Below are 26,188 nucleotides of genomic sequence, written 5' to 3'. Positions count from 1 at the left end.
GGCCGGGGGAGGCGGGACAGGGGCCCCGTCGGGCGGCACCCACCCCGCGCCCGGGCCGGGCGCGGGGTGACTAGGGGAGAGGGGACTAGCGGATGCGCCCCGTCACCTCGCCGAGGCCGACCCGGGTACCGCCTGGGCCGGGGGCCCAGGCCGTCATCGTCACCTCGTCGCCGTCCTCGAGGAAGGCGCGCTTGCCGGTGGGGAGTTCGAGAGGCTCGCTGCCGTTCCAGGTGAGTTCGAGGAGGGAGCCCCGCTCTTGCGGCGAGGGCCCGCTGACCGTTCCCGAGCCGTACAGGTCACCGGTGCGCAGGGAGGCTCCGTTGACCGTCATGTGGGCGAGCTGCTGCGCTCCCGTCCAGTACATGGTGGAGAAGGGCGGCTCCGAGACCACATGGCCGTTGACGGCGACGGAGATACGGAGGTCGTACCCGCCGGGGTCCTCCGCGGAGTCGTCCAGGTAGGGAAGTAGGGGGTGCGTGCGGGCCGGGGGCGCGACCCGGGCGTCGTCCAGGGCGTCGAGCGGGGTGATCCACGCCGACACCGAGGTGGCGAAGGACTTGCCCAGGAACGGACCGAGCGGGACGTACTCCCAGGCCTGGATGTCACGCGCCGACCAGTCGTTGAGGAGGCACAGGCCGAAGACGTGGTCGCGGAAGTCGGCGAGCGGCACCGGGGTGCCGAGGGGCGAGGGAGTGCCGACCACGAAACCGACCTCCGCCTCGATGTCGAGCCGGACGGACGGGCCGAAGACGGGCTCGGCGTCGGCGGGGGCCTTGCGTTGACCCGACGGACGCGCCACCTCCGTACCCGACACCACCACCGTGCCCGCGCGGCCGTGGTAGCCGATCGGAAGGTGCTTCCAGTTGGGGGTGAGGGAGTCCGCCGCGTCGGGACGGAAGATCTGTCCGACGTTCCGGGCGTGGTTCTCGGAGGCGTAGAAGTCGACGTAGTCGGCGACCTCGAACGGGAGGTGCAGGGTCACCTCGGAGAGGGGGTGCAGATGGGGCTCCACGGTCTCCCGGTGGGCCGGGACCGTCACCCAGGCCGTCAGCGCGCGGCGCACGTCGGACCAGGCCGTGCGGCCCGCCGCGAGCAGCGGGTTCAGGGTCGGTCGCGCGAGCAGGCCGGCGTACGGGGAGCCGAGCGCCAGAGCCGCCGCACCGGCGTCGAGGACGTGGTCGCCGAGCCGGACGCCGACGCTCCGTTCGGACGAGCCGGCCCGGGAGAAGACGCCGTAGGGGAGGTTGTGCGGGCCGAAGGGATCGCCCTCGGGGACATCGAAGGGGGGCATCGGGTGGTGCCTCGCTTTCGTGGTCGTACGCGCCGTGGTCCAGGTGTTCCACACGTTCTGTGTGGTCTGGGCACACGTTACGGGGGAGCGACCGTGCCGGGCAGTGTCTGAAGAGTTCGCCATGTCCGCAAAGGTCTCTCCGGATCGGGCAATTCCAGCGCGATGCTCGCGGTCGTACAGCGGCTGCCGCCGGTGCGGGGCGGGGCGTTCCGGGGCGGGTGCCGACCCCGACTTGCGACGTGGACCCCGGGACCGTCCTCGATCCTGGGTCCGTCCGCGGCCCGGGTCCCGGTCCCGGTCCTGGCCTCGGTCCGGGCCCCGGTCTCGGCCCCAGCGGATGGCGGCCGAGCGTGAGCGGATCGCAACGGCCCGGTGCGGGGCGGGTGTTGGTGGGGACGGCCGGTGGATCCGGGGTGTCCGGCGCGGCGGATCGAGGGCGGCTGACGGCGTCAATGGCCTCCGGCCCGTGCGGTGAACGGCGTTGCTGACGGGATACCGGACGTCGTCCGGTTCACGCCGGGCCAGTGAGTCGTTCGATCCGTATTCTTCGGATCATGGCCGCGCCGACTGCATATTCACTCATCGCCACTGACCTGGACGGAACGCTGCTCCGCGGCGACGACACGGTCTCCGACCGGACCCGGGCCGCGCTGGCGAGCGCGGTGGAGGCGGGCGCCCGGCACCTGGTCGTGACGGGGCGTCCCGCGCCGCGGGTGCGTCCGCTCCTCGGTGAACTCGGCGGCGCGGCACTGGCGGTGTGCGGCCAGGGGGCACAGCTCTACGACGCGGTCGAGGACCGTCTGCTGTGGTCGGTGACACTGGACAGGGAACTCGCGGAGACGGCGCTGGGCAAGATCGAGGCGGAGGTCGGACTGCTCCACGCGGCGGTGGACCAGGACGGCGTGGACGGGCTGACCCTCATCGAGCCCGGCTATGTGATGCCGCACCCGACGCTTCCCGCGGTACGGGTCGGGCGCCGGGACGACCTGTGGGCGGAGCCGATCAGCAAGGTGCTGCTGCGCCACCCGTTGCTGTCCGACGACGAGTTGGCCGCGACGGCCAGGGGAGCGGTGGGTTCGCTGGCCACCGTCACCATGTCGGGTCCCGGCACGGTCGAACTCCAGCCATGCGGGGTGACCAAGGCGACGGGGCTGGCGCTGGCCGCCGCCCATCTCGGGCTGGCTCGCGAGACCACCATCGCCTTCGGGGACATGCCCAACGACATCCCCATGTTCGACTGGGCCGCCCATGGGGTCGCCATGGCCGGTGCCCATCCGGAGCTCAAGGCGGTGGCCGACGAGGTGACGCTGTCGAACGAGGAGGACGGGGTCGCGGTGGTGCTGGAGCGGCTGTTCCCGCTCTTCGCCCGGTAGCCCCGGCTCTCCGTCGTCGCCCGGTTCGCGGGGCGCCGGAAGTCCGTTCCGGCGCCCCGGTTCCGGGGCGTCCCGTCAGTAGGCGCCGTTGACGTTGTCGATCGAGCCGTACTTCGCCGCGGCGTAGTTGCAGGCGGCGGTGATGTTCGCGACCGGGTCGTAGGGGTCCATCGACGTGCCGGGCACGTGGTAGGCCTTGAACGTCGGGTCGATGACCTGGAGCAGGCCCTTGGAGGGGATTCCGGCCGCGGCGTTGGAGTCCCAGTTGTTGATCGCCTTCGGGTTCCCGGAGGACTCCCGCATGACGTTGCGGTAGATGCCGTTGTAGGTGCCCGGGATTCCGGACTTGGCCATGATGTCGAGCGACTGCTTGATCCAGCCGTCGAGATCGTTGGTGTACGTCTTGGCGGCCGCGGTCGTGACCGTCGTGGACTTCGCGGTCTTGGCGACCGCCGCGGTGGCGCTTGTCGACTTCGTGGCGTTCTGGACGGTTTTAGTCCCGATCGTCAGGGTGATTCCCGTGCGGAGTGCCGACGGGTCGGAACCGATGACCGCGGTGTTGGCCTCGTACAGCTTCTTCCAGCCGCCGGTGGAGGGGTACTTCTTCGCGATCTTGACCAGGGTGTCGCCCGCGACCACCTTGTAGGTGACGAGCTGGGCGTCGGAGGTGCCCGTGGCGGCCTGTGCGCAGGTGGCGCCCAGGAGCGGGAGGGCGAGTACCGCGGCGCCCGTGCCGGCGGCGAGGATGCCGCGGACGAGGGTGCTGCGGGACTTCGGGTGGCTGTGTCTACCTGCTGCGGCCATGACGAGTTCCTCTCCGGCGCCTGCGAGGTGAGCTGTCGGGTTCGGGCGGGAGCTGCCCGGCCGCACGGTGAGTGCGACTTCACCCCTAGCCGTTCCGGACTCCGGATCGGCGACTTACCTGGGTCCCCCGCTCCTGCCGTGCGTGTGTGGTCGGGTTCGGTCTCCGGTCGGCGGCAGGATTGGGCGGTCCGTCCGGAGTGACGTGAAGGTATGCGAGAGCACATGTCCGAAACAAGACTTGATGTCGCGGTGTAGATCGTTTTCACCAGGACATAAGGGCAGTTGATTTGCCCGATTAATCCGGAATTCTTCGCTCAACTTGGCTTATGCAAATGGGTAGTCGTTGAGCGGGAGGACGGTGTTGATGACCTTCGCGCGTGACTCAACTCACTCATTGCGCCAGGAATAAACCGGCAATGGCGGCAAGTCGGGCATATAAGGCGCGTGTAAGGCGTCGCTGTGAGGCTCGTCAGGGGCGGACGTACCGACCGTACGGTCCGGCCCGTGACGGGGGTGTCGTGGGGGAGCCGGCCGCCCTCGCTCCTGAAGTGGCGCCCACGGGAACGCCGTTCAGGGCGCCCGCGGTGATCCCTGTCGGGCCGGAGAACGAACTCCGTTCCGGGATAAGGCTGTTGTCCCAGGGTGTCGTGTCCGCCCAGATGACGGCGACGGGCGGGACGGGTTCCCGGTGGCCGGGAGGGAGGGCGGGCGTCCCTCGCCGGGATCCGTCAGGTCGGCCGGGGATTCACCGGCGCGTGCTCCGCTCCGCGGGGGCGCCGGTGTCGTCGTCGGACCGTCGGCCCGCCGTGCGCGGGATCCTCCGCTCCCAGGTCCGGTGGAAGACGACCTCGTCGCCGTCCTTGCAGACCAGCTCGCCGGAGGCGATGAAGTCGTCGTGTTCGCAGGTGACTTCGGAGCGGACCTCGACCCGTGCGTCCCAGACCCCGGGTGGCTCGGCCCGGTGCAGCCGGACCGACCAGGAGGAGCGGGCGCGGGCGGTCAGGGGGTCGGCCTCGCGCACGGAGTACGTCTCCAGCCCCTCCTCCGTGTGCGCGAGCCCGTCGGGGTGGACACGGGTGCCGTGGTGGTGGGGGACCGCTTCGAGGCACCACTCGTCCTTCGCCACGTCGTGCACGACCCTTTGTTCCGGGCGGGGTTCGTCGAGGGTCGGCGCGGAGACCACCCCGAGCGGGACGGAGTGCTGTGGCTCCGCGAAAGTGATCGTGGGGTCCGACTCCCTTGCCCGGACCGGGAGTTCGAGGGAACTGGCCGACGGGTCCAGGGTGAAGCCGGCCTCCGGTCCCGGCTCGGGCCAGATCCACGGCCAGTACGTGGAGGAGAGGGCGAGACGGATGCGGTGGCCGGGCGGGACGGCGTAGCCGATGGCGGCCAGGTCGAGACGGACGTCCTCCGTGGTGCCCGGTACCCGGCGGGTCACCTGATCGCGGCCGTTGCGCGGCGACATGATCAGGGCACCCCGAGTGACCAGGGTCGAGGAGCCGTCGGGGGCCACGTCGCACACCCGGGCGATCACCTGCCCCCGGGCCGCATGGAGGGTCAGGCGCAGGCGCACGCACGGGCTGCCCAGGATCCAGGTCTCGCCGGGCACCTCGAACTCGAAGCAGGCGGATCGCGCGTCCTCCTCCCGCTGGTCCGGCGGCAGGTCCGCGTCGCCCCCGGCGGGGCGGAAGCGGCCCGCGTCCACGCCGGTGTGCTGAGGGGAGCGCACGAGCACCGGCGCGCCCCGGAGCGGGTGGGTGACGGGGGTGACCAGGGGGGAGGGCCAGGCGGTGTCGCCCACCCACCGGCCGGACAGGACCGGGTAGGCCGTCGCCGGCGGGTGCGCGTCCATGACGTAGGAGCGCAGCAGGGGCTCCGACATCACCGATCCGGCACCGGTACCCGCCGGTGTCCTGGGGTTCGGGTCCGGGTTCGGGTTCGCGTCAGGGGCCGGGTCCGCGACCGGGTCCGGGGCGGGGTCCGGATTCACGCCCAGGTCTGAGACCGCGTCCGGCTCCGCGACCGCGACCGCGACCGCGACCGCGACCGCGTCCGGCTCCGCGACCGCGACCGCGCCTGCGTGCGCGTCCGGATCCGGGTCCCGGTCCGCCGGTGCGCTCGTGGCCGGGGCGGTCGGCCCGGGTGTGCCGGGCCGACCGAGCCAGTGGTCCCACCAGCGCAGCGTCTCCTGGAGGAAGCCGATCGCCGCGCCCGGCGACCGGTCCTGGTCAGGGTACTGGTGCGACCAGGGCCCGATCAGGCCGCGTACCCGGTCCGGCGGGAGGCCCTGGACCAGGCGCAGCACCGCGTCGCGGTGCGGGTCGTGCCAGCCGCCGACCGCCAGTACGGCCGCGCGGATCGCGGAGAGGTCGCCCGGGGTCCCGCCGCGGCCCTCGTCGCCCGCGCCGTCCTCGCCGTTCCCGTCGCCCCCGTGCACGCCTTGGGCCGGGTGCGGCGGCCTCGTACGGATGAACCGGTCCACCGCCTCCAGGCGGTCCGCCCACAGGCCGCGCCACATGGCCTCGCCGACGTACGCGGGGTCGGGTGGCCGGGCGGTGCGGGCGAGTGCCGCGGCCGCGCGGGCGTGCGCGCCGGCGGTGAGGAGGGAATGTCCCGCACGGCCGGGGCCGACGCCCGGACCGAAGCCGTCGTCGGCCGGGCAGACCGTGACGACCGCCTTCAGGGGTTCGGGCGCGCGGGCCGCGACCCGGAGGGAGATGTCACCTCCCCGGGAGATGCCGAACATGCCGACCCTGCCGTCGCACCAGGGCCGGGCGGCCAGCCAGTGGACCACTTCCACCCCGTCGGCGGGCTCGGTGGTCTCCGCGCCCGCGGGCACGCCCTCCGAGTTGCCGTGGCCACGGGCGTCCACCCGGACGGAGGCGTAGCCGTGGCCCGCGTACCAGGGGTGGCGCTGCGCGTCGCGCGGCGCCGTCGAGTCGCTGAGGCGGTCCGCGAGGTATTCGAGCAGTGCGGGGACGGGTTCCTCGGTGCACGGGCGCCACATGCGTGCGTACAGCCGGGTGCCGTCCGCCAGGGGGATCCAGAGGTCCTCGTGAGTCGTCTCGTAGGGGAAGGCTGTACGGATGTGCATGCTCGTCTCGGTGTCCTCGGTGTCCTCGGTGTCCTCGGTGTCCTCGGTGCCCTCGCGGGATTCGTCCCATATGGCTACATAAGTGCCGATGACGAACATACCGTTCGGGATCGGCCGCCGCCGGAACGTGGGACCGTCTGCGTCCCGGAGACATCGGAGGCCGGGCGGGAGGGAAGTCGGGAGGATGTCGGGAGGAAGTCGGCGGCGGGGACGGTGGGCGCTCGTGGTGATCGAAACGTGACCGGATACGCTGACTTGAGTGATGGCAGCGACACATCGACAAACCGTGTCATCGACCGAATGATCGACCGAGTTCGCCATGTGATCGTCAGCAGACAGGAGAACCTCTCGTGACCGTCGTCGGGCCGTTCGGGCTGAGCGTGCGGGACCAGGCTCTCGAAGCCGATGTCCAGGCCGGATTGGCGGCTGTCGAGGAGGGCTTGCTCGAAGTCACCAAGAGCGAGGTCCCCTTCATCACGGAAGCCGCGCAACACCTCCTGCGGGCGGGCGGGAAGCGGTTCCGCCCGCTGCTCGTGATGCTCGCGGCGCAGTTCGGCGACCCCTACGCGCCGGGTGTCGTGCCCTCGGCCGTGGTCGTCGAGCTGACTCATCTCGCCACGCTGTACCACGACGACGTGATGGACGAGGCCGACGCGCGGCGCGGGGTGCCCAGCGCGAACACCCGCTGGGGCAACTCGGTGGCCGTCCTCACCGGCGACTTCCTCTTCGCGCGCGCGTCGCACACGCTGGCCGACCTCGGGCCCGAGGCCGTCCGCGTCCAGGCCGAGGCGTTCGAACGGCTGGTCACCGGACAGATCCTCGAGACCGCGGGGCCGCGCGACGGGCGGGACCCGGTCGAGCACTACCTCGACGTGCTGAGCGGCAAGACCGGTTCGCTGGTCGCCGTGGCGTGCCGGTTCGGCGCGATGATGTCGGGCGCCGACGAGACGGTCGTGGACGTACTGACGCAGTACGGGGAGCGGCTGGGCGTCGCCTTCCAGCTCGCGGACGACGTGCTCGACATCGCGTCCGACTCGCACGAGTCGGGGAAGACGCCCGGGACGGATCTGCGCGAGGGCATTCCCACGCTGCCGGTGCTGCGGCTGCGCGAGCGGGCGGAGCGGCTCGGTCTCGCCGAGGACATCGCGCTGTGCGAGCTGCTGGACTCCGACCTCACCGACGACGACCGGCACGCCGAGGCGCTGGCCCGGCTGCGGGCGCACCCGGCGCTGGAACAGGCGCGCCGGGACACCGTGCGGTACGCGGAGGAGGCACGGGCCGCGGTGGCTCCGCTGCCGGAGTGCGACGCGAAGGCCGCCCTGGTGGAGCTCGTGGACGCGGTGGTGCACCGCGCGGGCTGACGCCTTCGCCGGTGCCGCGCGACGGTCCCGGCCGGTGCCGCGCGACGGTCCCGGCCGGTGTCCGCGACGGTGGACGCGAGGGTGCCTTCCATGGCGGACGGGCCCGGGATTGTGACGTGCGTCACATACTTGGGTCATGTCCAGAATCAGAATCGGTCCGCATCGGTGGCCGATGGCGGGAGGTCGCTGACCTATGGCCGAAGGTCGGAGGCCGACACGGGGACGCGGCCCCGCCGGTGCGGGAGAGCGCGGAATCGCGGGATGCGCGGGGCGGTGTGCTCGGCGACCCCTACGGGTCGCGGGAGACACCGCCTCTCCGTGTCATACCGAAGGAGTACGCCGAGTTGCGTCCGGGGTCTGACGCATCTCTCCGCCCGATTTGGTCATATGGAGAACACCACTCCTCACCGGTTCGGGTGAGAATGGCGGCTAGAGGTGTGGGGAAGCGCAGGATGGCAGGCCGCCGCCGACGACGGAGGTAAGGCACACATGGCACCGAACGAATCCGACAGGAACGCCGGAGCGGAAGGGCTGCGCGACGAGGCCGACGACACGCGCGCCGGCCGCCGCAGGGCCACGCGGTACGTCGTCCCGGTCGCGGTGGTGGGGGTGGCGGCGGCGACCATCGGGCTCGTCCCGGCGCTCGCCGACTCCGGTGACCCCAGCCTGCCGAAGATCACCGCGCAGCAGCTCGTCGAGAAGATCGCGGCGTCCGACGTCCAGCAGCTCTCCGGCACGGTCAAGATCACCGCCGACCTCGGACTGCCCGACCTGGGCGGCCTGGAGAACAGCCTGATGTCCGGCGCCGCCCGGGGTGACGGCGGCTCCTCCGCCGACCCGCAGTCCAAGCTCATGGAGCTGGCCTCCGGCACGCACACCCTGCGCGTCGCGGCCGACGGCCCGGACAAGGGCAAGGTCTCGCTGCTGGAGAACGCCGCCGAGTACAGCGTCATCCGCAACGGCAAGGACGTATGGGCGTACGACAGCAAGTCGAATGCGGTGTACCACTCGACGGCGGCCGCCTCCGGCGAGCGGCGGGGAGCGGCGCCCGAGGACGTCCCCGGCACGCCCAAGGAGCTCGCCGACGAGGCACTGAAGGCCGTCGACGACACGACCTCCGTGACCGTCGACGGCACCGCTCAGGTCGCGGGCCGGGACGCCTACAAGCTGGTCGTCAAGCCCCGGCAGTCCGGGTCCACGGTCGGCGCGATCAGCGTGGCGGTGGACGCGAAGACCGGCGTGCCGCTGAAGTTCACGCTGACACCGGCGAGCGGCGGCGCGGCCGTCGTGGACGCGGGCTTCACCAAGGTCGACTTCTCCAGGCCGGCCGCCTCGACCTTCGACTTCACCCCGCCGAAGGGTGCGAAGGTCACCGAGGGCGACGAGCTGGGCAAGGACCTCGGCAAGCACGCGGACAAGGGCACGGACCACGACGGGAGCGGGCACGGCAAGCTCCCGGGGGCCTCCCCGAAGCCCGGTGGGGACCTCGGCAAGGGCCTCGGCGGCGGGAAGACCATCGGTGAGGGCTGGAGCTCGATCGTCGAGTTCGACACCGGCGGCCAGGGCGTGCCCTCCGGCTCCGCGTCCGGCGAGGGCCCCTTCTCCGGGTTCCTGAACTCGCTGGGCGACCACGTCTCCGGCAAGTTCGGCTCGGGCACGGTCTTCTCGACCCGCCTGATCAACGCGCTGGTCACGGACGACGGCAAGGTGTACGCGGGCGCCGTCACCAAGTCCGCGCTGGTGAAGGCGGCCGACGCGGCCCAGTAGACGCGCCGGCGAAGCTCGAATCGAGGGAGCCCATGGAGGAACTGTCCGCCGCGGAACCGGACATGGTGGACACGGTGATCGCCACCCGTGCGCTCACCAAGCGCTACCGCGGCGGGCAGCTCGCCGTCGACGGTCTCGACCTGACCGTCCCGGCGGGCAGCGTCTTCGGCTTCCTCGGACCGAACGGCTCGGGCAAGACCACCACCATCCGCATGCTGATGGGCCTGATCGAGCCGACCTCGGGCACGGCGCGCGTCCTGGGCCGGCCCATGCCACGCGCCGCGCGCACCGTCCTCCCGCAGGTGGGCGCCCTCATCGAGGGTCCCGCCCTGTACGGCTTCCTCTCCGGCCGCGACAACCTCCTGCGGTACGACGCCGCCGATCCGACCGCCGACCCGCGCACCCGGCGCGCACGAGTCGCGGCCGCCCTCGACCGGGTCGGACTCACCGCCGCCGCGGGCAAGAAGGCCAAGGCGTACTCGCTCGGCATGAAGCAGCGGCTCGGGCTCGCGGCAGCGCTCCTCCAGCCCCGCCGGCTGTTGGTCCTGGACGAGCCGACCAACGGCCTCGACCCCCAGGGCATGCGGGAGATCCGCTCCCTCGTGCGGGAACTGGCCTCGGACGGCACGACCGTCTTCCTCTCCTCACATCTGCTCGACGAGATCGAACAGGTGTGTACGCATGCGGCCGTGATGGCCCAGGGGAGACTGATCACGCAGGGCGCGGTGGCCGATCTCGCGGCCGGCGCGCGGGGCCGCCTCGTGGTGACCACGCCCGATCCCGGGGACGCGGCACGTGTCCTGAAGGAACAGGGGGTCGGGGACGTGGTGGTGACCGAGACGGGTGTGACCGCCGAGCCGCCGGACCGGGACCGCGAACTCGCCGAACTGAACGCCGCGCTGGTCACGGCGGGCGTCCGGGTGCGCGGCTTCGGGGTGGAACGGGCCTCGCTGGAGGACGCGTTCCTGGCACTGACGGGGGAGGGCTTCGATGTCGCGGGCTGACGGACCGGCCGAGCCGGACGGCGTCCGGGCCGGACAGGGCCACGGGGCGCCGGCCGGGCGGCGCGGGGCGACGGCGCTCGTACGGAGCGGTGGGGCGCCGCCCGGGCCGACCGGCGGAGCGCAGGTCCCGGGAAGCGGCACGGCGGCCGTGCGGACCCCCCGCGTGCTGTGGACGTTCGGGCTGCTGGGCAGCGAACTCCTCACGACCTTCAGGCGCTGGCGGACTCTCGCGCTGCTGGGCGTCCTCGCGGCCGTACCGGTCCTCATCGGGGTCGCCATCAGGATCGAGACGCGGGACGGCTCGTCGGCCGGCGGCGAGGGCGGCGGGGGACCGGCGTTCATCGCGCAGGTCACCAACAACGGGCTGTTCCTGGTCTTCACGGCGCTCGCCGCGACGCTGCCGTTCTTCCTGCCGATGGCGATCGGTGTCGTCGCGGGCGACGCGCTGGCGGGCGAGGCGAACGCCGGGACCCTGCGCTATCTCCTCGTCGCCCCCGCGGGCCGGACCCGGCTGCTGCTCACCAAGTACGCGACCACGATGGCGTTCTGCGTGGTCGCGACGGTGGTGGTGGCGGTCTCGGCGCTCGCGGTGGGTGCGCTCCTCTTCCCGCTGGGCGAGCTGACGACGATCTCCGGGACCCGGATCAGCCTGGGCGAGGGGCTCGGCCGGGCGTTCCTCATCGCGCTGGTCGTCGCCGCCTCACTGATCGGCGTGGCGGCCCTCGGCCTGTTCGTCTCGACGCTGACGAACAGCGGCATCGCGGCGATGGCGACGACCGTCGGACTCCTCATCACCGTCCAGATCCTCGACCAGATCCCCCAGTTGCACGCCCTCCAGCCGTACTTCTTCTCCCACTACTGGCTGTCCTTCGCCGACCTCATGCGCGACCCGGTCTACTGGGACGACATCGTCCGCAACCTCGGCCTCCAGGGCCTGTACGCCGTGGTGTTCGGCTCGGCCGCCTGGGCGCGGTTCTCGGCGAAGGACATCACCGCGTAGTGGCCGCTGCGGTGGGTTTCAGGCGTGCCGCGCGGACGCGGTCAGCCGGGCCAGCGCGGCGCTCTCGCGCGGCACCCCGGACCCGAGGTCGCCGATCCGCCAGGCCGGTACCCACGGCACCTCGTGGACGTCGACGACCGAGCTCAGCGCCTTGACCCCCTGGGCGAGCGGACGGGGCAGCCGGCCGGGCGCGTCCGCCACCAGGACCACGGCCTCGAGGTCGAGCCCCGGCGGCGCCTCGCCCCGGCGGAAGATGTCCAGGGTGTACGAGACGGCGTCCAGCCCCGCCGCGTGCGTGCGCCCCACGAGGAAGACCGACCACGACGCGCCGGGCTCGGACCGCGGCCAGTCGCGGCCCGCGTCCACGCCGCCGAAGACCGTCGCGAGGGTGGAGGTGCCGGCCCCGCCGTGGGTGGCGACCCAGGCGAACCGCCGCGCTCGCGCGAGGACCGGTCCGTGTCCGGGCCACGGCGGCGACTCCTCGCCCACCGGTCCGCGGATCCAGATCTCGGGCCCCTCCGGCCCTTGCCGCGCGATCCCCATCGCCAGTCTCCTCCGTCATCGGCGCACCGGTCGTGACGCGCCGGAGTTCACGGCGCCCCGACAGGTTAAGCAGCGGGGAACGGGTTCCTGGAACGAGCCTGTGACGCCATGGTGACGCGAGGACCGGACGCGAACCGGGAGACTGGTGGGCAGGCTGAGCCGGTACCACGCCCGACGGGCCCGCGGCACACCGCCGCACGACGGCCTCGGCCGCCGGTACCGGTGCCGGCGGCCGTACCCACCGGGCACGGCCCGCAGGAGGGAGGCGAGGATGCGTACGAGGGCATCGCGGCCTCGGTCGTACGCGGCTGGGGACCGGTCCCGTGGACCGGACGGCCCGTGGCGCCGTTCTCCCGCGTCCGTCCCCGCCCGATCGTCCTCCCCTGAACACCCCGAGTGAGGAACCGATGTCTCGACTCAGCCGCGAACAGAAGCGGGAACTCAAGCGGCAGCGCTCGGCGGCCGTCCCGGGAGGACACACCGGTGAGCCGGCACCGGCCGTCGAGGTCCACGTGCCGACGTCCGCCGCGGGCGCCACGGTGGAAGGCGTGCCTCTGGCCGTCCCGCCCGGCGAGACCGTGCAGCACGCGGTCCTGAACCACCTCCACCGGATCGCCCGCGCCACCGGGCACCCCGTCCTCGCCCGGGTCCACGACGAACGCATCGGCTTCGTCGTGCCGCTCCAGGTGCACGGGGACGGGTCGAGCCGGTACGCGGGCGAGCCGGTACGGCTGGGTACGCCGCCGCCTCCGCCGGCCCCGCTGCCGCCGTCGTCGTCACCGGAACCGGACGTGAGGCCGGTACCGGACCGCGACCGGGAACCGGACGCGGAGGCGGCCCGTGCCCGGGACGGCCGGGGCCGCGGTGGGGTCCCTGACGGGGTACCGGAAGAGGCTCCGGACGATGGGCCCGTCGTCGGTCCCGACGACGGGCCGGGCGGCGCCGTGGACGGTGGTCCCGAGCCGGACCCGGTGCCGGGATCGGACCTGGACCAGGCGTCGGAACCGGCCTCGGAGCCGGCCTCCGGGCCGATCCCGGAACCGGCCCCCGGTCCGGTCGCGGAGCCCGCGGCGGCCCCCGTCGCGAAGGCGGTCGCTCCGGTGTGGCCCGAGCCGGTCTCCGACGACGTGCCCGAGCCGGAACCCGTGCCCGGGACCTTCCCGGCCCCCGCGTCCGAATCCTTCCCGGCCCCCGCGCCCGGGAGCCTCCCGGAGCCTACGGTCTGGCCCGAGGCCCCGTCGACGCACGTCCTGCGGGAGGTCCAGGGGCCGGTGCCGGACGCCCCGCTCGGTGTCGCGGTCGCCCCGACGGGAGAGTTCGGCCCGGCACCGGAGATGCCTCCCGTGCCCGGGCCGCTGCCCCCCGCCCCCGCGCGGACGACCCCGACGACCGGAGTGGTCTTCGCACGGAATCCGTCACTGGCCGCGGAGGCCATGACCGTGATGGAACCCGAGCCGGAGTCCAGGCCCACGCCGCCGCGGGGCTTCGACGCCGTCGCCGAGTCGGTGCTGACGCCGGTGGTGGAGACGGAGGGCGCCGGGTTCCTCGCCGAGCCCGTGACGCGGATCAACGAAGCCGTGAAGGACGGCAGGATCGAAGAGGCCGCGGCGATGGCCGAGCGGACCGTGGCGGAAGCGGCGAGGTCGCTGGGACCCGACCACCCCGAGGTGCTGCGCCTCGGCGAACTCTCCGCGTACATCGCCTATTTGACCGGCGATGTGCTCAAGGCGTTCCACCTCTCGCTCGACCTCGCACGGTCCCACCGTAGGCGACGGGACCCGGAGGCGGCGTACGGAAACGTGCAGAGCGCGGCCACGGCCTGGCGCGCCGTCCGGGACCCCGCGCAGGGAATGAACCTGGGACGCGTCCTCATCGAGGTGTGGACCGGGCTGGTGGCCGACGGCGGCCCCGCCGCCGACGACCTCGACCAGCTCGAGTCGGCCCGTACCCGCATGAGCCGGCTCGCCGGACGTGCCCGGGCCCGCTCCGGTGAGGACGCGGACCGGGTCCGCTAGGAGGACAGTCCCCACACGGCGTACGCCAGCGCGTCCGCGTTCCGGTTCAGCGCCGTGTCGTTGATGTTCGACGAGGTGTCGCAGGAGGCGTGGTAGCAGCGGTCGAAGGCTTGCCCCGACGTGCCGCCCCACTTGGCCGCCTGCGCCGCCGTCTTGATGTAGTCGGCGCCGCTGAAGAGACCGCCCACCGGGATGCCCGCGTTCTTGAAGGGCGAGTGGTCCGAGCGGCCGTCGCCCTCCGTCTCCGGCTCCGTCGCGATGCCGAGTCCGGTGAAGTAGTCCTTGAAGGTCTTCTCGATGGTGGGATCGTCGTCGTAGACGAAGTAGCCGGGGTTGGGCGAGCCGATCATGTCGAAGTTCAGATAGTCGCTGATCTTCGCCCGGTTCGCCGAGGACAGGCTGTTGACGTAGTACTTCGAGCCGACCATGCCCAGCTCCTCCGCGCCCCACCAGGCGAACCGCAGATGCCTGGTGGGCTGGTACCGGGCTCTGGAGACGGCGAGCGCGGTCTCCAGGACCGCGGCGGATCCGGAGCCGTTGTCGTTGATGCCGGGGCCTGCGGTCACGCTGTCGAGATGCGAGCCGGCCATCACGACGTGGCTCGTGTCGCCGCCGGGCCAGTCGGCGACCAGGTTGTAGCCGGTGCGGCCGGAGGACGTGAACTGCTGGAGGACCGTGGTGAATCCGGCCGCGTCCAGCTTCGCCTTCACGTAATCGACGGATGCCTTGTAGCCGGTGCGGCCGTGCGCGCGGTTGCCGCCGTTGGCGGTGGCGATCGACTGGAGCTGGGCGAGGTGGCTCTTGACGTTGGCCACGGGGATGTCGGGAGCGGCGGCCGCGGCGGTGGGGGCCGGGGTGGTGGGGGCGGGTGCCGCTCCGGATATCGCACCGGTCGTGAGGAGCGTGACGGCCGTGACGATCGCGGCCGAGGTGACGCGCCCGGGAACGGAGAGCTTCATGTGGGGGGCTCCGAATTCCATGGGGATTCGAGTGGAATCCCACAGTGAATGGGGTGCCTGATGGTGAAGCTGGGGCTGACGTGGCGTCAAGAGCGCGATTCGGCCGGGCCGACACGGTCGGGTGGTGTCCGCCTCACTGCACGCAGAACTCGTTGCCCTCCGGGTCGGCCATCACCACCCATTCGCCGCCCGGCTCCTTGACGTGCCGCAGGACGCTCGCGCCCAGTTCCTGGAGGCGGGCCACCTCGTGCGCGCGGCGTCCGGGGCCCGCGTGCACGTCGAGGTGCAGCCGGTTCTTCGCGGACTTGAGTTCCGGCACGCGCTGGAAGAGCAGGCGGCGGCCCTGCCCGATTCCGGTCTCCTCCTCGTACGGGTCGTCGGGGTGCCGTACGGCGATCAGGTCCCGCCAGGCGCGGCGGCCGTGGGACTCGACGGTGGCCTCCGGCGGGGCGGCGCCGAGGGCGAGGAGGCGTTCGATGAGGGTGCTGTTGTCCTCGACGTGGTACCCGAGGGCCGCCGCCCAGAAGTCGGCCTGGGTGTGGGGGTCGGTCGCGTCGATGACGAGTTTCCAGTGGAGGGGCGGGGTGTGTGTCATGGAGCCACTCATAGTGGTTGCGCCCACCGCGAGGCAACGAGCCCGCCGCACGCCTCCGCCCTTTTCTTCGCCCCCGCCGCCTCGGACCCTTGCTCCGGCCTCAAGGGCCGTGTCCTCGATCGCCGGACGGGCTGGGCGTTCCAGCCCGTCCGGCGATCGAGGACGAGCCCTTCGGGCGACGGGGGTCCAGGGGGCGGAGCCCCTTGGCCGGAGTCTGGGGGCGACAGCCCCCCAGGCAGGGGCCGAACCCCCGCGGCAGCGTTACGGCTTGGCGTCCGCAGGAGCCACGCCGTCCGCGGCCACCCGAGGCCCGGCGATCCCGCCCGCGCCCGCGACAGCCCCGTCCCCGAGCGCCCCGTCGGCGACACCTCCGTCGGCGACACCCCCGTGCGCCCGGAGGGCGAGCGCCCCCCGGCGGGCCGTCCGCAGCGCGTCGAACGTCAGGAGCGACAACGCGAGCCACACCAGCGCGAACCCGGCCCACCGCTCGGCCGGCATCGCCTCGTGGAAGTACAGGATCCCGAGCAGGAACTGGAAGACGGGCGCGAGGTACTGGAGCAGCCCCAGCGTGGACAGCGGAACCCGGATCGCGGCCGCGCCGAAACAGACCAGCGGCACCGCGGTCACCACCCCCGTGGCGGCGAGCAGCGCCGCATGCCCGGCGCCGTGCGTGGCGAAGGTCGCGTCGCCCCTCGCCCCGAGCCACAGCAGATATCCGAGCGCGGGCACGAACTGCACCGCGGTCTCGGCGGCGAGCGACTCGATGCCGCCGAGGTTGACCTTCTTCTTCACCAGCCCGTACGTGGCGAACGAGAACGCGAGCGTGAGGGAGATCCACGGCGGACGCCCGTACCCGACGGTGAGGACGACCACCGCGCACAGACCGACACCGACGGCCGCCCACTGCGTGGGACGCAGCCGCTCCTTGAGCAGCAGCACACCCATGGCGATGGTGACGAGCGGATTGATGAAGTACCCGAGGGACGCCTCCACCACGTGTCCGCTGTTCACGGACCATATGTAGACGCCCCAGTTGACGGTGATCACGGCCGCCGCGACGGTGACCAGCCCGAGCTTGCGGGGCTGTCGCAGCAGTTCGCCGAGCCAGGCCCAGCGCCGCATCACGAGCAGCGCGACACCGACCACGCCGAGGGACCACACCATCCGGTGGGCGAGGATCTCCAGTGCTCCGGCGGGTTCGAGCAGCGGCCAGAAGAGGGGGACGAGGCCCCACATCCCGTACGCGGCGAAACCGTTCAGCAGCCCGATGCGCTGCTCGCCGCCGGCGGTCCTCGAGCTCGCGGAGCCGGTTGTGCTCCCTGCCTGGTGCTGCACGGCCACCGGCCCTTTCTCCTCGCACAGCTGCTCCCGTGCAGCCTCCAAGAAGGTAGCGCCGCGCACCCCCGGCTGTCATGCCCGTATCGCCATACGGTCATGACAGTCGGGGGTGCGGGGGCGGCGGGCCGGTGTCCGGGCGGGGTCAGCCCTTCAGGGCGAGCGCGATGGACTCGGCGATCGGGGTGGTCGGACGCCCGGTCAGGCGGGAGAGATCGCCGCCGGTCGCGGCGAGTTCGCCCTTCTCTATGGACGCGTCGACGCCCGCGATGACCGCGGCGAGCGGCCCGGGCAGGCCGGCGCCGGTCAGGATGCCGGTGAAGGTCTCGACGGAGACGGGGTGGTAGGCGATCTCCTTGCCGGACTGCTTCGCGATCTCGGCGGCGTACTCGGCGAACCCCCAGGCGGTGTCGCCGTTCAGCTCGTAGGTCTGGTTCTCGTGGCCCTCGCCGGTCAGGACGGCCACGGCGGCGGCCGCGTAGTCGGCGCGGGCGGCGGGCGCGATCCTGCCCTCCCCGGCGGCCTGGGTGACGGCGCCGTGCGCGAGGACCGGGGCGAGGTTCTCGGTGTAGTTCTCGTTGTACCAGCCGTTGCGCAGCAGGGTGTAGGTGATGCCGGAGCCGGTGATGGCCCGCTCGGTGTCGCGGTGGTCGTCGGCGAGGGCGGCCGTCAGGCTGCCCGGGGCGCTGGTGTAGGCGAAGAGCGCGACCCCGGCGGCCCGGGCGGCGTCGAGGACGACCTGGTGCTGGCGCACGCGGCCCTTGTCGAACTCGTTGCCGGAGATCAGCAGCACCTTGTCGCCGGCGGCGAAGACGGTGTCGAAGGTCTCGGGCGCGTTGTAGTCCGCGACCGCGATCCGCACGCCGCGGGCCGCGAGGTCCGCGGCCTTCTGCGGGTCGCGGACGACGGCGGTGATCCGGTCGGCCGGAACCCTCTCCAGCAGTCCTTCGACGACGTGACGGCCGAGGTGTCCGGTGGCTCCGGTGACGACGATGCTCATGGGGTCAGCTCCTTGTGGGGTGATCTGTCGCTAACCCTAAGAGCGACGCTAACCATGGGAAAGTACCCACTTTGAAGTAAGGTACGGGCATGACGGTAAGTACCTCAGCACTCGGCAGGGCCGCCGCCGGTGAGCCGGCGGCCGGCACGTACGGCACCGGCGAGGCGATGTGCCCCCACCGCCTCGTCCTGGAGCACGTCACCAGCCGCTGGGGCGTGCTCGTCCTGATCCAGCTCCTCGACCGCCCCCACCGCTTCAGCGAGCTGCGCCGGGCGATCGGCCGGGTCAGCGAGAAGATGCTCACCCAGACCCTCCAGACGCTGGAGCGCGACGGCCTGGTCCACCGGGACGCGAAGCCCGTGATCCCGCCGCGCGTGGACTACTCGCTCACCGGACTCGGCCGCGAGGCCGCCGAGCAGGTGCGCGCGCTGGCCGCCTGGACCGAGGAGCGGATGGACGACGTCGAGAAGGCCCGCCGGAGGTACGACGAGGCCCGGGCGTCAGCCGCCCGGGCCTCCTGAACCGCCGAGTTCCTCCGGTCAGCCGACGACCGTCCAGGTGTCCCCGCCGGCGAGCAGCGTGGCCAGGTCCCCCTTGCCGTTCTGCTCGATGGCCGCGTCCAGCTGGTCGGCCATCTGGGTGTCGTAGACCGGCCGGTCCACGGAGCGCAGGACGCCGATCGGCGTGTGGTGCAGGGTGTCCGGATCGGCGAGCCGGGAGAGCGCGAAGGCCGTGGTCGGCGACGTGGCGTGGGCGTCGTGGACCAGGATCCGGGACTCGTTCTCCGGAGTGACGGCGACGACCCTGAGGTCACCGGTGAGCGCGTCCCGTACGACACCCTTGGCGCCGTCGGTGCCGAAGCGGATCGGCTGTCCGTGTTCGAGGCGGATGACCGCCTCCTCGGCCTGCTGCTTGTCCTTCAGCACCTCGAAGGCGCCGTCGTTGAAGATGTTGCAGTTCTGGTAGATCTCGACCAGCGCCGTGCCCGGGTGGGCGGCGGCCTGCCGCAGGACGTCGGTGAGGTGCTTGCGGTCGGAGTCCACGGTCCGGGCGACGAAGGAGGCCTCCGCGCCGATGGCCAGCGACACCGGGTTGAAGGGCGCGTCCAGGGAGCCCATCGGCGTCGACTTGGTGATCTTGCCGACCTCGGAGGTGGGCGAGTACTGGCCCTTGGTGAGGCCGTAGATCCGGTTGTTGAAGAGCAGGATCTTCAGGTTCACGTTGCGGCGCAGCGCGTGGATGAGGTGGTTGCCGCCGATCGACAGCGCGTCGCCGTCCCCGGTCACCACCCACACGCTCAGGTCACGGCGCGAGGAGGCGAGTCCCGTGGCGATGGCGGGCGCGCGGCCGTGGATGGAGTGCATGCCGTACGTGTTCATGTAGTACGGGAAGCGGGACGAGCAGCCGATGCCCGAGACGAAGACGATGTTCTCCTTGGCCAGGCCGAGTTCGGGCATGAAGCCCTGGACGGCGGCCAGGATCGCGTAGTCCCCGCAGCCGGGGCACCAGCGCACCTCCTGGTCGGACTTGAAGTCCTTCATGGACTGCGGGGCCCCGGCCTTGGGCACCAGGGAGAGTGCCCCGATCGTGTCGTCCGCGCCTTCCGTGGTCGTCTCAGCCATCGATGGCCTCCTTGAGCGCCTTGGCGAGCTGTTCGGCCTTGAACGGCATGCCGTTGACCTGGTTGTAGGAGCGCGCGTCGACCAGGTATCTCGCCCGGACGAGGGTGGCGAGCTGACCGAGGTTCATCTCGGGGATCACCACCTTGTCGTAACGTCCCAGCACCGCGCCGAGGTTGTGCGGGAAGGGGTTGAGATGGCGCAGGTGGGCCTGCGCGATGGACTCCCCGGCCGTCCGCAGCCGCCGTACCGCCGCGGTGATGGGCCCGTACGTCGAACCCCAGCCCAGCACCAGCGTGTCGGCCTCGCCCGAGGGGTCGTCGACCTCCACGTCCGGCACGTCGATGCCGTCGATCTTGGCCTGCCGGGTGCGCACCATGAACTCGTGGTTGGCGGGATCGTAGGAGATGTTGCCCGTGCCGTCCTGCTTCTCGATGCCGCCGATGCGGTGTTCGAGACCGGGCGTGCCCGGGACCGCCCAGGGCCGGGCCAGGGTCCCGGGGTCACGCTTGTAGGGCCAGAAGACCTCGGTGCCGTCGTCCAGCGTGTGGTTCGGGCCCTGCGCGAACCGCACCCGCAGATCAGGGAGTTCGTCGATGTCCGGGATGCGCCAGGGCTCCGAGCCGTTGGCCAGGTAGCCGTCCGACAGGAGCAGGACGGGGGTGCGGTAGGTGAGGGCGATGCGCGCCGCCTCCAGCGCGGTGTCGAAGCAGTCGGCCGGGGTGCGGGGCGCGACGACCGGGACGGGCGCCTCGCCGTTGCGGCCGTACATCGCCTGCAGCAGGTCGGCCTGCTCGGTCTTGGTCGGCAGCCCGGTGGAGGGGCCGCCGCGCTGGATGTCGACGACCAGCAGCGGCAGTTCGAGGGAGACCGCGAGCCCGATCGTCTCCGACTTCAGCGCCACCCCCGGACCCGAGGTGGTCGTGACCGCCAGCGAGCCGCCGAAGGCGGCGCCCAGCGCGGCGCCGATGCCCGCGATCTCGTCCTCGGCCTGGAAGGTGCGCACGCCGAAGTTCTTGTGCCTGCTGAGCTCGTGCAGGATGTCGGAGGCGGGCGTGATCGGGTACGAGCCGAGGTAGAGCGGCAGGTCCGCCTGCTCGGAGGCGGCGATCAGGCCGTACGACAGGGCCAGGTTCCCGGAGATGTTGCGGTAGGTGCCGGTCGGGAAGGTGCGCTCGGCCGGGGCGACCTCGTACGAGACCGCGAAGTCCTCGGTCGTCTCGCCGAAGTTCCAGCCCGCGCGGAACGCCGCGAGGTTGGCCGCCGCGATGTCGGGCTTCTTCGCGAACTTGGTCCGCAGGAACTTCTCGGTGCCCTCGGTCGGCCGGTGGTACATCCAGGACAGCAGGCCCAGCGCGAACATGTTCTTGCTGCGCTCCGCCTCCTTGCGGGACAGCTCGAACTCCTTGAGCGCCTCGACCGTCATCGTCGTCAGCGGCACCGGGTGGACGCTGTACCCGTCCAGGGAGCCGTCCTCCAGAGGGTTCGTCGCGTAACCGACCTTCGACATCGCCCGTTTGGTGAACTCGTCCGTGTTGACGATGATCTCCGCGCCGCGCGGAACGTCGGCGATGTTCGCCTTCAGCGCGGCCGGGTTCATGGCGACCAGGACGTTCGGCGCGTCGCCCGGGGTGAGGATGTCGTGGTCAGCGAAGTGCAGCTGGAACGAGGAAACGCCCGGCAGGGTGCCTGCGGGCGCTCGGATCTCGGCGGGGAAGTTCGGCAGTGTGGAGAGGTCGTTGCCGAAGGACGCGGTCTCCGAGGTGAAACGGTCGCCGGTGAGCTGCATTCCGTCACCGGAGTCGCCCGCGAACCGGATGATCACCCGATCGAGCCGGCGAACGTCCTTCGCCCCCGCCGGGTTGCGCTGTTCTCCTACGACGGTTTCGTCGGCCTGCTCCGCTGGGCTACTGACCTGGCTGGTCACTGAACTGGACCTCCTTCGAGGCGGCTGTCTGGGAGCGGCCTTCCCGAAGGCCTTCCCAGCACCAACCCTACGTCCGTAAGGGTCGCCTTCCCTCGGCGGTTCGCATGATGGACACCATTTTGAGAGGGTTCGACGCCCTGACTTGTCATGGTTTGCTCGCCCCCCGATCGTTGTCCCGAAGATGCTCCCCGCTCGCCCTCCGGTTCTCACGTCCTGGTTCTCACGCCGTCCTTGCGCCGACCTCGTGCGGACCTCGTCCGGGGCTCCGGGTCACCGCGGTCCCTGCACCTGACACAGTGTCAGCCATTCAGGAGTTGAGGTAGGTCAGAACCGCCAGAACACGCCGGTGATCCCCGTCGCTCGGGGACAGCCCGAGCTTCAGGAAGATGTTGCTGACGTGCTTCTCCACCGCTCCGTCGCTCACCACCAGCTGCCGCGCGATCGCCGAGTTGGTCCGCCCCTCGGCCATCAGCCCCAGCACCTCCCGCTCGCGCGGTGTGAGCCCGGCCAGCACGTCCTGCTTGCGGCTGCGCCCCAGCAGCTGCGCGACCACCTCGGGGTCGAGCGCGGTACCCCCCTGGGCCACCCGCACCACGGCGTCCACGAACTCGCGCACCTCGGCGACCCGGTCCTTGAGCAGATAGCCGACACCTCGGCTGGAACCGGCCAGCAGTTCGGTGGCGTAGCGCTCCTCCACGTACTGCGACAGCACGAGCACACCGAGTCCCGGGTGGTGCTTGCGCAACTGCACGGCCGCCTTGACGCCCTCGTCCGTGTGGGTCGGCGGCATCCGTACGTCGGCCACCACGACGTCCGGCAGCGCGCCTCCGGCCGCCAGGTCGGTGATGGTCTTGATCAGGGCGTCGCCGTCGCCGACACCGGCCACGACGTCGTGCCCCCGGTCGGTCAGCAACCGGGTCAGGCCCTCCCTGAGCAGCACTGAATCCTCGGCGATGACCACCCGCACCCTGTCCTCCACGATGTTCGGCCCCCCACAGCCCGTACCCGGCCGGCGCCGGCTGCGCCCCGGTCGTACGACAGCCCTCAGCATTCCAGCATCGGGACCGGCCGGCGCCCGGGGCGACGAGAATCGCCGGGGCGGATCGGCGGCGTACGCGGAGCGGTCGGTCGGGGGAGCGGCCGCGTGCGGGTACCAGCTGTTACGAAAGGCCGGCCACGTGCCGGTGCCGGCCGTTCGGGGGGACGGCACCGTTCGGACGGTGGCGGTGGCGGTGGCGGTGGCGGTGCGGGGGGAGGGGGGCCACGCGCCGGAACCGGCCGGTACGGGCGGGGCGGCCCCGCGCTCGCACCGACCGGTACCGGTCCGGTACCGGTCCGGTCAGCCCCGCCAGGGCAGCTCGGCCGTGATCCGGGTGGGACCGCCCGCGGGGGAGTCCACCACCAGGATCCCGTCCACCGCGTCCAGCCGTTCCGCGAGTCCCGCGAGGCCCGAGCCCGCGGAGACGTCGGCTCCGCCCACACCGTTGTCGACGACCTGCAGCATCAGCCGGTTCTCGATGCGCCAGACGTCGACCGTGGCCCGGGTCGCCCGCGCGTGCTTGCTGATGTTCTGCAGCAGCTCGGAGACGGTGAAGTAGGCGATGCCCTCGATCGCGGCGGCGGGCCGCGCGGCGAGGTCCACGTCCACCGACACCGGCACCGTGCAGCGCGTGGCGACCGAGGACAGCGCCGCGTCCAGGCCACGGTCGGTGAGGACCGCCGGGTGGATGCCGCGGGCCAGGTCCCGCAGCTCCTGCAACGCCGTCTTCACCTCGCCGTGCGCCTCGTCCACCATCCGCGCCGCGGCCCGCGGGTCCTCGGTGAGCTTCTCCTTGGCCAGGCCGAGTCCCATCGCGAGGTTGACCAGCCGGGCCTGGGCCCCGTCGTGCAGGTCCCGCTCGATGCGCCGCAGGTCCGCCGCGGCCGTGTCGACCACGACCCCGCGGTCCGACTCCAGCTCGACCACCCGGGTCGCCAGCCGCGACGGCCCGAGCAGCCCCAGCACCATCAGCCGGTCCACCGTCGTGAGCGCCCGCACGATCCACGGCGTCGCCATGGTGATCAGCAGCCCGAGCAGGGCGGTCACGGTGATCTCGAAAGGGTTGTCCAGGTAGATGCTGTGGGTGCCGTCGCCGTAGAGCTGCAGACCGCCCTGGCCGCCGTAGACCGGGAAGAGCCAGAACCACAGCGGGTACGTCAGCATCGCCCAGCCGTACGTCCAGAAGGTCAGCGCCACCACGAACGAGAACACCGACCACGGGAACTGCAGCACCGAGTAGAGCAGGTGCCGCCACGACGAACCGTTCTTGAGGATGGCCCCCATCCACGCCATCGCCCCCTGCCTGCGCACGACCACGGGCTCCGGCGAGGCGATCTCGACCCCGAGCAGTCCGCGTGCCCGGGCCCGCTCCAGCGCGCCGAACCCGCGGCAGCCCGCCAGCGCTCCGGCGAGCACCGGGACGCCCAGGAAGGTGATCAGCAGGCCGGCGCCCAGCGAGAACATCGTGACGGCGAACGTGAACATGGCGATGCCGAGCGGCAGGCTCAGCATCACGTAGCCGAACTCACGCCAGCTGCGGGCCTCGAACGGCGTCCGCAGCGCCGCCGGGAGGCGGTGGCGCCGGTCCCCGGCAGCCGCCCCGTGGAACCCGGCTCCGCTCCCGTCCCCGTACCCCTGTCCGTACTCCGTGGCCATCGGCTCGTCCGTTCTACTCGTCCCGCTCGTCAGCTCGTACCTCAACCCTGCTGGCTGCGGGGCCCGGGGGACATGGAGCGGGTAGGCCTCTTGGGACGGGGGTTTTCCCTACCCCGGGCCCGGCGACGGGTGCCGGGTGCCGGGCGTTCGCCCGGGACCGGGGCAGGGCGGTCGCCTCCGTGCGGGCCCGGGAACGGCGGTGCGCCCGGACCCGATCCAGGCGCACCTGGCCGGGTCCGGGCGCGCCGGCGCGGGCGGGTTCCGGCGCGCCGGGTCCGCCCGGGGCGGGTCGGGTCCGGGTCGGGTCCGGTCGGGTCCGCCCGGGGCAGGCGGCTCCGGTGGGTCCGCTCGGGGCAGGCGGCTCCGATGGGTCCGCTCGGGGTCCGGCGGCTCCCGTGCGGAGCACTACCGTGCTGCCGGATCGTCCTGCCGGTCCCGCCAGGGCAGTTCCGCCGTGATGGTGGTCGGGCCGCCGGGCGGGGAGTCGATCACGAACAGCCCGTCCACCGCGCCGAGCCGGTCCGCGAGCCCCGCCATCCCCGTACCGCGGTCCAGCCGGGCGCCGCCCCGCCCGTCGTCCTGGACCTGTATGAGCAGCCGCTGGTCCGTCCGCCACACGTCGACGGACGCCGACCTCGCCCCGCTGTGCTTGCTGATGTTCTGCAGCAGCTCGGAGACGGTGAAGTAGGCGATGCCCTCGATCGCCGCGGCCGGCCTCGACGGCAGGTCGGCGGTCACCTTCACCGGCACCGTGCAGCGCGTGGCGACCGAGGACAGCGCCGCGTCCAGGCCGCGGTCGGTGAGGACCGCGGGGTGGATGCCGCGGGCCAGGTCGCGCAGCTCCTGGAGGGCCAGTTTCACCTCGCCGTGCGCCTCGTCGACCATCGCCGCGACGGTCTCGTCGGCCTGGCCCTCCAGGAGCTTCTCCTTGGCCAGGCCGAGTCCCATCGCGAGGTTGACCAGCCGGGCCTGGGCCCCGTCGTGCAGGTCCCGCTCGATGCGCCGCAGGTCCGCCGCGGCCGTGTCGACCACGACCCCGCGGTCCGACTCCAGCTCCGCGATGCGCCGCTCCAGCTCGTCGGAGGGCGACAGCAGCCCCCGCACCATCGCCCGGTCCACGTTGGTCAGCCCGCGCGCGATGAACGGCAGCACCGGCCACAGCACGAAGAGCGACGTCAGGGTGACGGTGAAGGTCAGCACGCCCCACGGCAGTCTGATCAGGTCGTACAGCACCGTCCGCCAGCCCACCGGGTCCTTCAGGCTCGACCACAGCCAGCCGAAGAAGCCCGTGCGACGCACCGGAAGCGGGCTCGGCTCGTCGATCCGCACGCCGAGCAGCGCCCGCGCCCGGGCCCTCTCCAGCTTGCCCAGCTGCCGTGCGCCCAGCAGGCCGCCCGCGAGCAGGGGCAGTCCCACCACGGTCACCGCGAGCGCCGAGCCCGTGGACACCATCGTCACGACGTAGACGAAGCCGAAGATCGAGACCGGCAGGTTGGCGAGCAGATGCGCGATCTCCTGCCAGGTGCGGCGGCCGAAGGCGAAGCGCGGGGACGGCAGCCGGTCACCGTGGGACGCTTCACCGGCCGTGTCGCCGGGCACGCCGGAGAGCGCGTCGGGCGTGCCGCCGGTCGCGGCGTCGGACCTCCCGGCAGCCGGGCCGCCCGTGGATCCGTCCGTGGATCCGTCCGTGGTTCTGCCTGCTGTCCCGGCGGGGGTCCCGTCCGGCGGGACGATCGCGGTGATGCGTTCGGTCATATTCGCTAGCCTGCCCGGCGGCGAGCCGCCGCGCCATGAGGTGACCCGCCC

The 26,188-nt window shown here is 72.2% G+C and carries 20 protein-coding genes and 1 riboswitch; of the genes, 7 read left to right on the top strand and 13 right to left on the bottom strand.

Going from position 1 to position 26,188, the window contains the following annotated elements; genetic code table 11:
• Nucleotides 1–85: 85 nt before the first annotated feature.
• On the bottom strand, nt 86–1,291 hold the full coding sequence (gene fahA / locus OG776_RS19070; protein WP_329321820.1) for a fumarylacetoacetase: 1,206 nt from the start codon (nt 1,289–1,291) through the stop codon (nt 86–88).
• 554 nt (nt 1,292–1,845) lie between these two features.
• On the opposite strand from fahA, the gene OG776_RS19065 reads away from it, so the two are divergent.
• The gene (locus OG776_RS19065) at nt 1,846–2,664 is read left to right on the top strand and encodes an HAD family hydrolase (protein WP_329321818.1); all 819 of its coding nucleotides are present in this window, start codon (nt 1,846–1,848) and stop codon (nt 2,662–2,664) included.
• Nucleotides 2,665–2,739: 75 nt separating this feature from the next.
• Here OG776_RS19065 and OG776_RS19060 read toward each other — a convergent pair whose 3' ends face one another.
• The gene (locus OG776_RS19060) at nt 2,740–3,468 is read right to left on the bottom strand and encodes a LysM peptidoglycan-binding domain-containing protein (RefSeq protein ID WP_148009970.1); all 729 of its coding nucleotides are present in this window, start codon (nt 3,466–3,468) and stop codon (nt 2,740–2,742) included.
• 4 nt (nt 3,469–3,472) lie between these two features.
• Nucleotides 3,473–3,631, bottom strand: a riboswitch (cyclic di-AMP (ydaO/yuaA leader).
• A 582-nt stretch (nt 3,632–4,213) separates the two neighbouring features.
• The gene (locus OG776_RS19055) at nt 4,214–6,562 is read right to left on the bottom strand and encodes a CocE/NonD family hydrolase (protein WP_329323729.1); all 2,349 of its coding nucleotides are present in this window, start codon (nt 6,560–6,562) and stop codon (nt 4,214–4,216) included.
• A 350-nt stretch (nt 6,563–6,912) separates the two neighbouring features.
• On the opposite strand from OG776_RS19055, the gene OG776_RS19050 reads away from it, so the two are divergent.
• From OG776_RS19050 to OG776_RS19035, 4 genes are all read left to right on the top strand, one after another.
• Nucleotides 6,913–7,923 carry a polyprenyl synthetase family protein gene (locus tag OG776_RS19050; protein ID WP_148009971.1) on the top strand — a complete coding sequence of 337 codons (1,011 nt, stop codon included), beginning with the start codon at nt 6,913–6,915 and terminating at the stop codon, nt 7,921–7,923.
• A gap of 489 nt (nt 7,924–8,412) precedes the next feature.
• Entirely contained in the window at nt 8,413–9,690 is a 1,278-nt protein-coding gene (locus tag OG776_RS19045) for a LolA family protein (RefSeq protein ID WP_148009972.1), read from the top strand.
• A gap of 32 nt (nt 9,691–9,722) precedes the next feature.
• Nucleotides 9,723–10,694, top strand: coding sequence for an ABC transporter ATP-binding protein (locus OG776_RS19040; protein ID WP_148009973.1), 972 nt, complete (start codon nt 9,723–9,725; stop codon nt 10,692–10,694).
• Entirely contained in the window at nt 10,681–11,694 is a 1,014-nt protein-coding gene (locus OG776_RS19035; protein WP_148009974.1) for an ABC transporter permease, read from the top strand. The genes OG776_RS19040 and OG776_RS19035 overlap by 14 nt, the downstream gene beginning before the upstream one ends.
• 18 nt (nt 11,695–11,712) lie before the next feature.
• Here the strand turns inward: OG776_RS19035 and OG776_RS19030 are convergent, their stop codons facing one another.
• Nucleotides 11,713–12,237 (bottom strand): DUF6668 family protein, encoded by a 525-nt coding sequence (locus tag OG776_RS19030; protein WP_329321813.1) that lies wholly within the window; start codon nt 12,235–12,237, stop codon nt 11,713–11,715.
• A gap of 407 nt (nt 12,238–12,644) precedes the next feature.
• Here OG776_RS19030 and OG776_RS19025 point away from each other — a divergent pair, with 407 nt between their 5' ends.
• A complete protein-coding gene (locus OG776_RS19025; protein WP_329321811.1) occupies nt 12,645–14,252 on the top strand; it encodes a tetratricopeptide repeat protein in 1,608 nt (535 codons plus the stop codon).
• Here the strand turns inward: OG776_RS19025 and OG776_RS19020 are convergent.
• The 4 genes from OG776_RS19020 to OG776_RS19005 form a co-directional block, all read right to left on the bottom strand.
• Complete coding sequence (locus OG776_RS19020; protein WP_329321809.1) at nt 14,249–15,211, bottom strand: M28 family metallopeptidase; 963 nt, start codon at nt 15,209–15,211, stop codon at nt 14,249–14,251. The genes OG776_RS19025 and OG776_RS19020 overlap by 4 nt on opposite strands.
• A 133-nt stretch (nt 15,212–15,344) precedes the next feature.
• On the bottom strand, nt 15,345–15,806 hold the full coding sequence (locus OG776_RS19015) for a VOC family protein (protein ID WP_148009977.1): 462 nt from the start codon (nt 15,804–15,806) through the stop codon (nt 15,345–15,347).
• 261 nt (nt 15,807–16,067) lie between these two features.
• Nucleotides 16,068–17,042, bottom strand: coding sequence for an EamA family transporter RarD (rarD, locus tag OG776_RS19010; RefSeq protein ID WP_443077367.1), 975 nt, complete (start codon nt 17,040–17,042; stop codon nt 16,068–16,070).
• 244 nt (nt 17,043–17,286) lie between these two features.
• Nucleotides 17,287–18,141, bottom strand: a complete 855-nt coding sequence (locus tag OG776_RS19005; RefSeq protein WP_148009978.1) for an SDR family oxidoreductase — start codon at nt 18,139–18,141, stop codon at nt 17,287–17,289.
• Between the two features lie 167 nt (nt 18,142–18,308).
• Between OG776_RS19005 and OG776_RS19000 the strand changes: the two genes are divergently transcribed.
• Nucleotides 18,309–18,662 (top strand): winged helix-turn-helix transcriptional regulator, encoded by a 354-nt coding sequence (locus OG776_RS19000; protein WP_148010985.1) that lies wholly within the window; start codon nt 18,309–18,311, stop codon nt 18,660–18,662.
• A gap of 18 nt (nt 18,663–18,680) precedes the next feature.
• On the opposite strand, the gene OG776_RS18995 is transcribed toward OG776_RS19000, so the two are convergent.
• From OG776_RS18995 to OG776_RS18975, 5 genes are all read right to left on the bottom strand, one after another.
• On the bottom strand, nt 18,681–19,763 hold the full coding sequence (locus tag OG776_RS18995) for a 2-oxoacid:ferredoxin oxidoreductase subunit beta (RefSeq protein WP_148009979.1): 1,083 nt from the start codon (nt 19,761–19,763) through the stop codon (nt 18,681–18,683).
• Nucleotides 19,756–21,687, bottom strand: coding sequence for a 2-oxoacid:acceptor oxidoreductase subunit alpha (locus OG776_RS18990; RefSeq protein ID WP_329321806.1), 1,932 nt, complete (start codon nt 21,685–21,687; stop codon nt 19,756–19,758). The genes OG776_RS18995 and OG776_RS18990 overlap by 8 nt, the downstream gene beginning before the upstream one ends.
• 307 nt (nt 21,688–21,994) lie before the next feature.
• A complete protein-coding gene (locus OG776_RS18985) occupies nt 21,995–22,654 on the bottom strand; it encodes a response regulator transcription factor (protein WP_329323727.1) in 660 nt (219 codons plus the stop codon).
• Between the two features lie 372 nt (nt 22,655–23,026).
• The gene (locus tag OG776_RS18980) at nt 23,027–24,382 is read right to left on the bottom strand and encodes a sensor histidine kinase (RefSeq protein ID WP_148009982.1); all 1,356 of its coding nucleotides are present in this window, start codon (nt 24,380–24,382) and stop codon (nt 23,027–23,029) included.
• A 405-nt stretch (nt 24,383–24,787) separates the two neighbouring features.
• Nucleotides 24,788–26,137 carry a sensor histidine kinase gene (locus OG776_RS18975; RefSeq protein WP_329321804.1) on the bottom strand — a complete coding sequence of 450 codons (1,350 nt, stop codon included), beginning with the start codon at nt 26,135–26,137 and terminating at the stop codon, nt 24,788–24,790.
• Between the last annotated feature and the right edge of the window lie 51 nt (nt 26,138–26,188).

Origin of the sequence: Streptomyces sp. NBC_01689 (assembly GCF_036250675.1) — a bacterium.
GTDB lineage: Bacteria > Actinomycetota > Actinomycetes > Streptomycetales > Streptomycetaceae > Streptomyces.
This window is presented reverse-complemented; position numbering and strand designations above follow the sequence as displayed.

Excerpts from the sequence above, each read along its gene's own strand:
- OG776_RS19040 (WP_148009973.1), top strand. The coding sequence starts at position 9,723 with ATGGAGGAACTGTCCGCCGCGGAACCGGACATGGTGGACACGGTGATC.
- OG776_RS19060 (WP_148009970.1), bottom strand. The coding sequence starts at position 3,468 with ATGGCCGCAGCAGGTAGACACAGCCACCCGAAGTCCCGCAGCACCCTC.
- OG776_RS18975 (WP_329321804.1), bottom strand. The coding sequence starts at position 26,137 with ATGACCGAACGCATCACCGCGATCGTCCCGCCGGACGGGACCCCCGCC.
- OG776_RS19015 (WP_148009977.1), bottom strand. The coding sequence starts at position 15,806 with ATGACACACACCCCGCCCCTCCACTGGAAACTCGTCATCGACGCGACC.
- rarD (WP_443077367.1), bottom strand. The coding sequence starts at position 17,042 with ATGTGGGGCCTCGTCCCCCTCTTCTGGCCGCTGCTCGAACCCGCCGGA.
- OG776_RS19065 (WP_329321818.1), top strand. The coding sequence starts at position 1,846 with ATGGCCGCGCCGACTGCATATTCACTCATCGCCACTGACCTGGACGGA.
- OG776_RS19005 (WP_148009978.1), bottom strand. The coding sequence starts at position 18,141 with ATGAGCATCGTCGTCACCGGAGCCACCGGACACCTCGGCCGTCACGTC.
- fahA (WP_329321820.1), bottom strand. The coding sequence starts at position 1,291 with ATGCCCCCCTTCGATGTCCCCGAGGGCGATCCCTTCGGCCCGCACAAC.
- OG776_RS19025 (WP_329321811.1), top strand. The coding sequence starts at position 12,645 with ATGTCTCGACTCAGCCGCGAACAGAAGCGGGAACTCAAGCGGCAGCGC.
- OG776_RS19045 (WP_148009972.1), top strand. The coding sequence starts at position 8,413 with ATGGCACCGAACGAATCCGACAGGAACGCCGGAGCGGAAGGGCTGCGC.
- OG776_RS19035 (WP_148009974.1), top strand. The coding sequence starts at position 10,681 with ATGTCGCGGGCTGACGGACCGGCCGAGCCGGACGGCGTCCGGGCCGGA.
- OG776_RS18995 (WP_148009979.1), bottom strand. The coding sequence starts at position 19,763 with ATGGCTGAGACGACCACGGAAGGCGCGGACGACACGATCGGGGCACTC.
- OG776_RS18980 (WP_148009982.1), bottom strand. The coding sequence starts at position 24,382 with ATGGCCACGGAGTACGGACAGGGGTACGGGGACGGGAGCGGAGCCGGG.
- OG776_RS19030 (WP_329321813.1), bottom strand. The coding sequence starts at position 12,237 with ATGGGGATCGCGCGGCAAGGGCCGGAGGGGCCCGAGATCTGGATCCGC.
- OG776_RS19055 (WP_329323729.1), bottom strand. The coding sequence starts at position 6,562 with ATGCACATCCGTACAGCCTTCCCCTACGAGACGACTCACGAGGACCTC.
- OG776_RS19000 (WP_148010985.1), top strand. The coding sequence starts at position 18,309 with ATGTGCCCCCACCGCCTCGTCCTGGAGCACGTCACCAGCCGCTGGGGC.
- OG776_RS19020 (WP_329321809.1), bottom strand. The coding sequence starts at position 15,211 with ATGAAGCTCTCCGTTCCCGGGCGCGTCACCTCGGCCGCGATCGTCACG.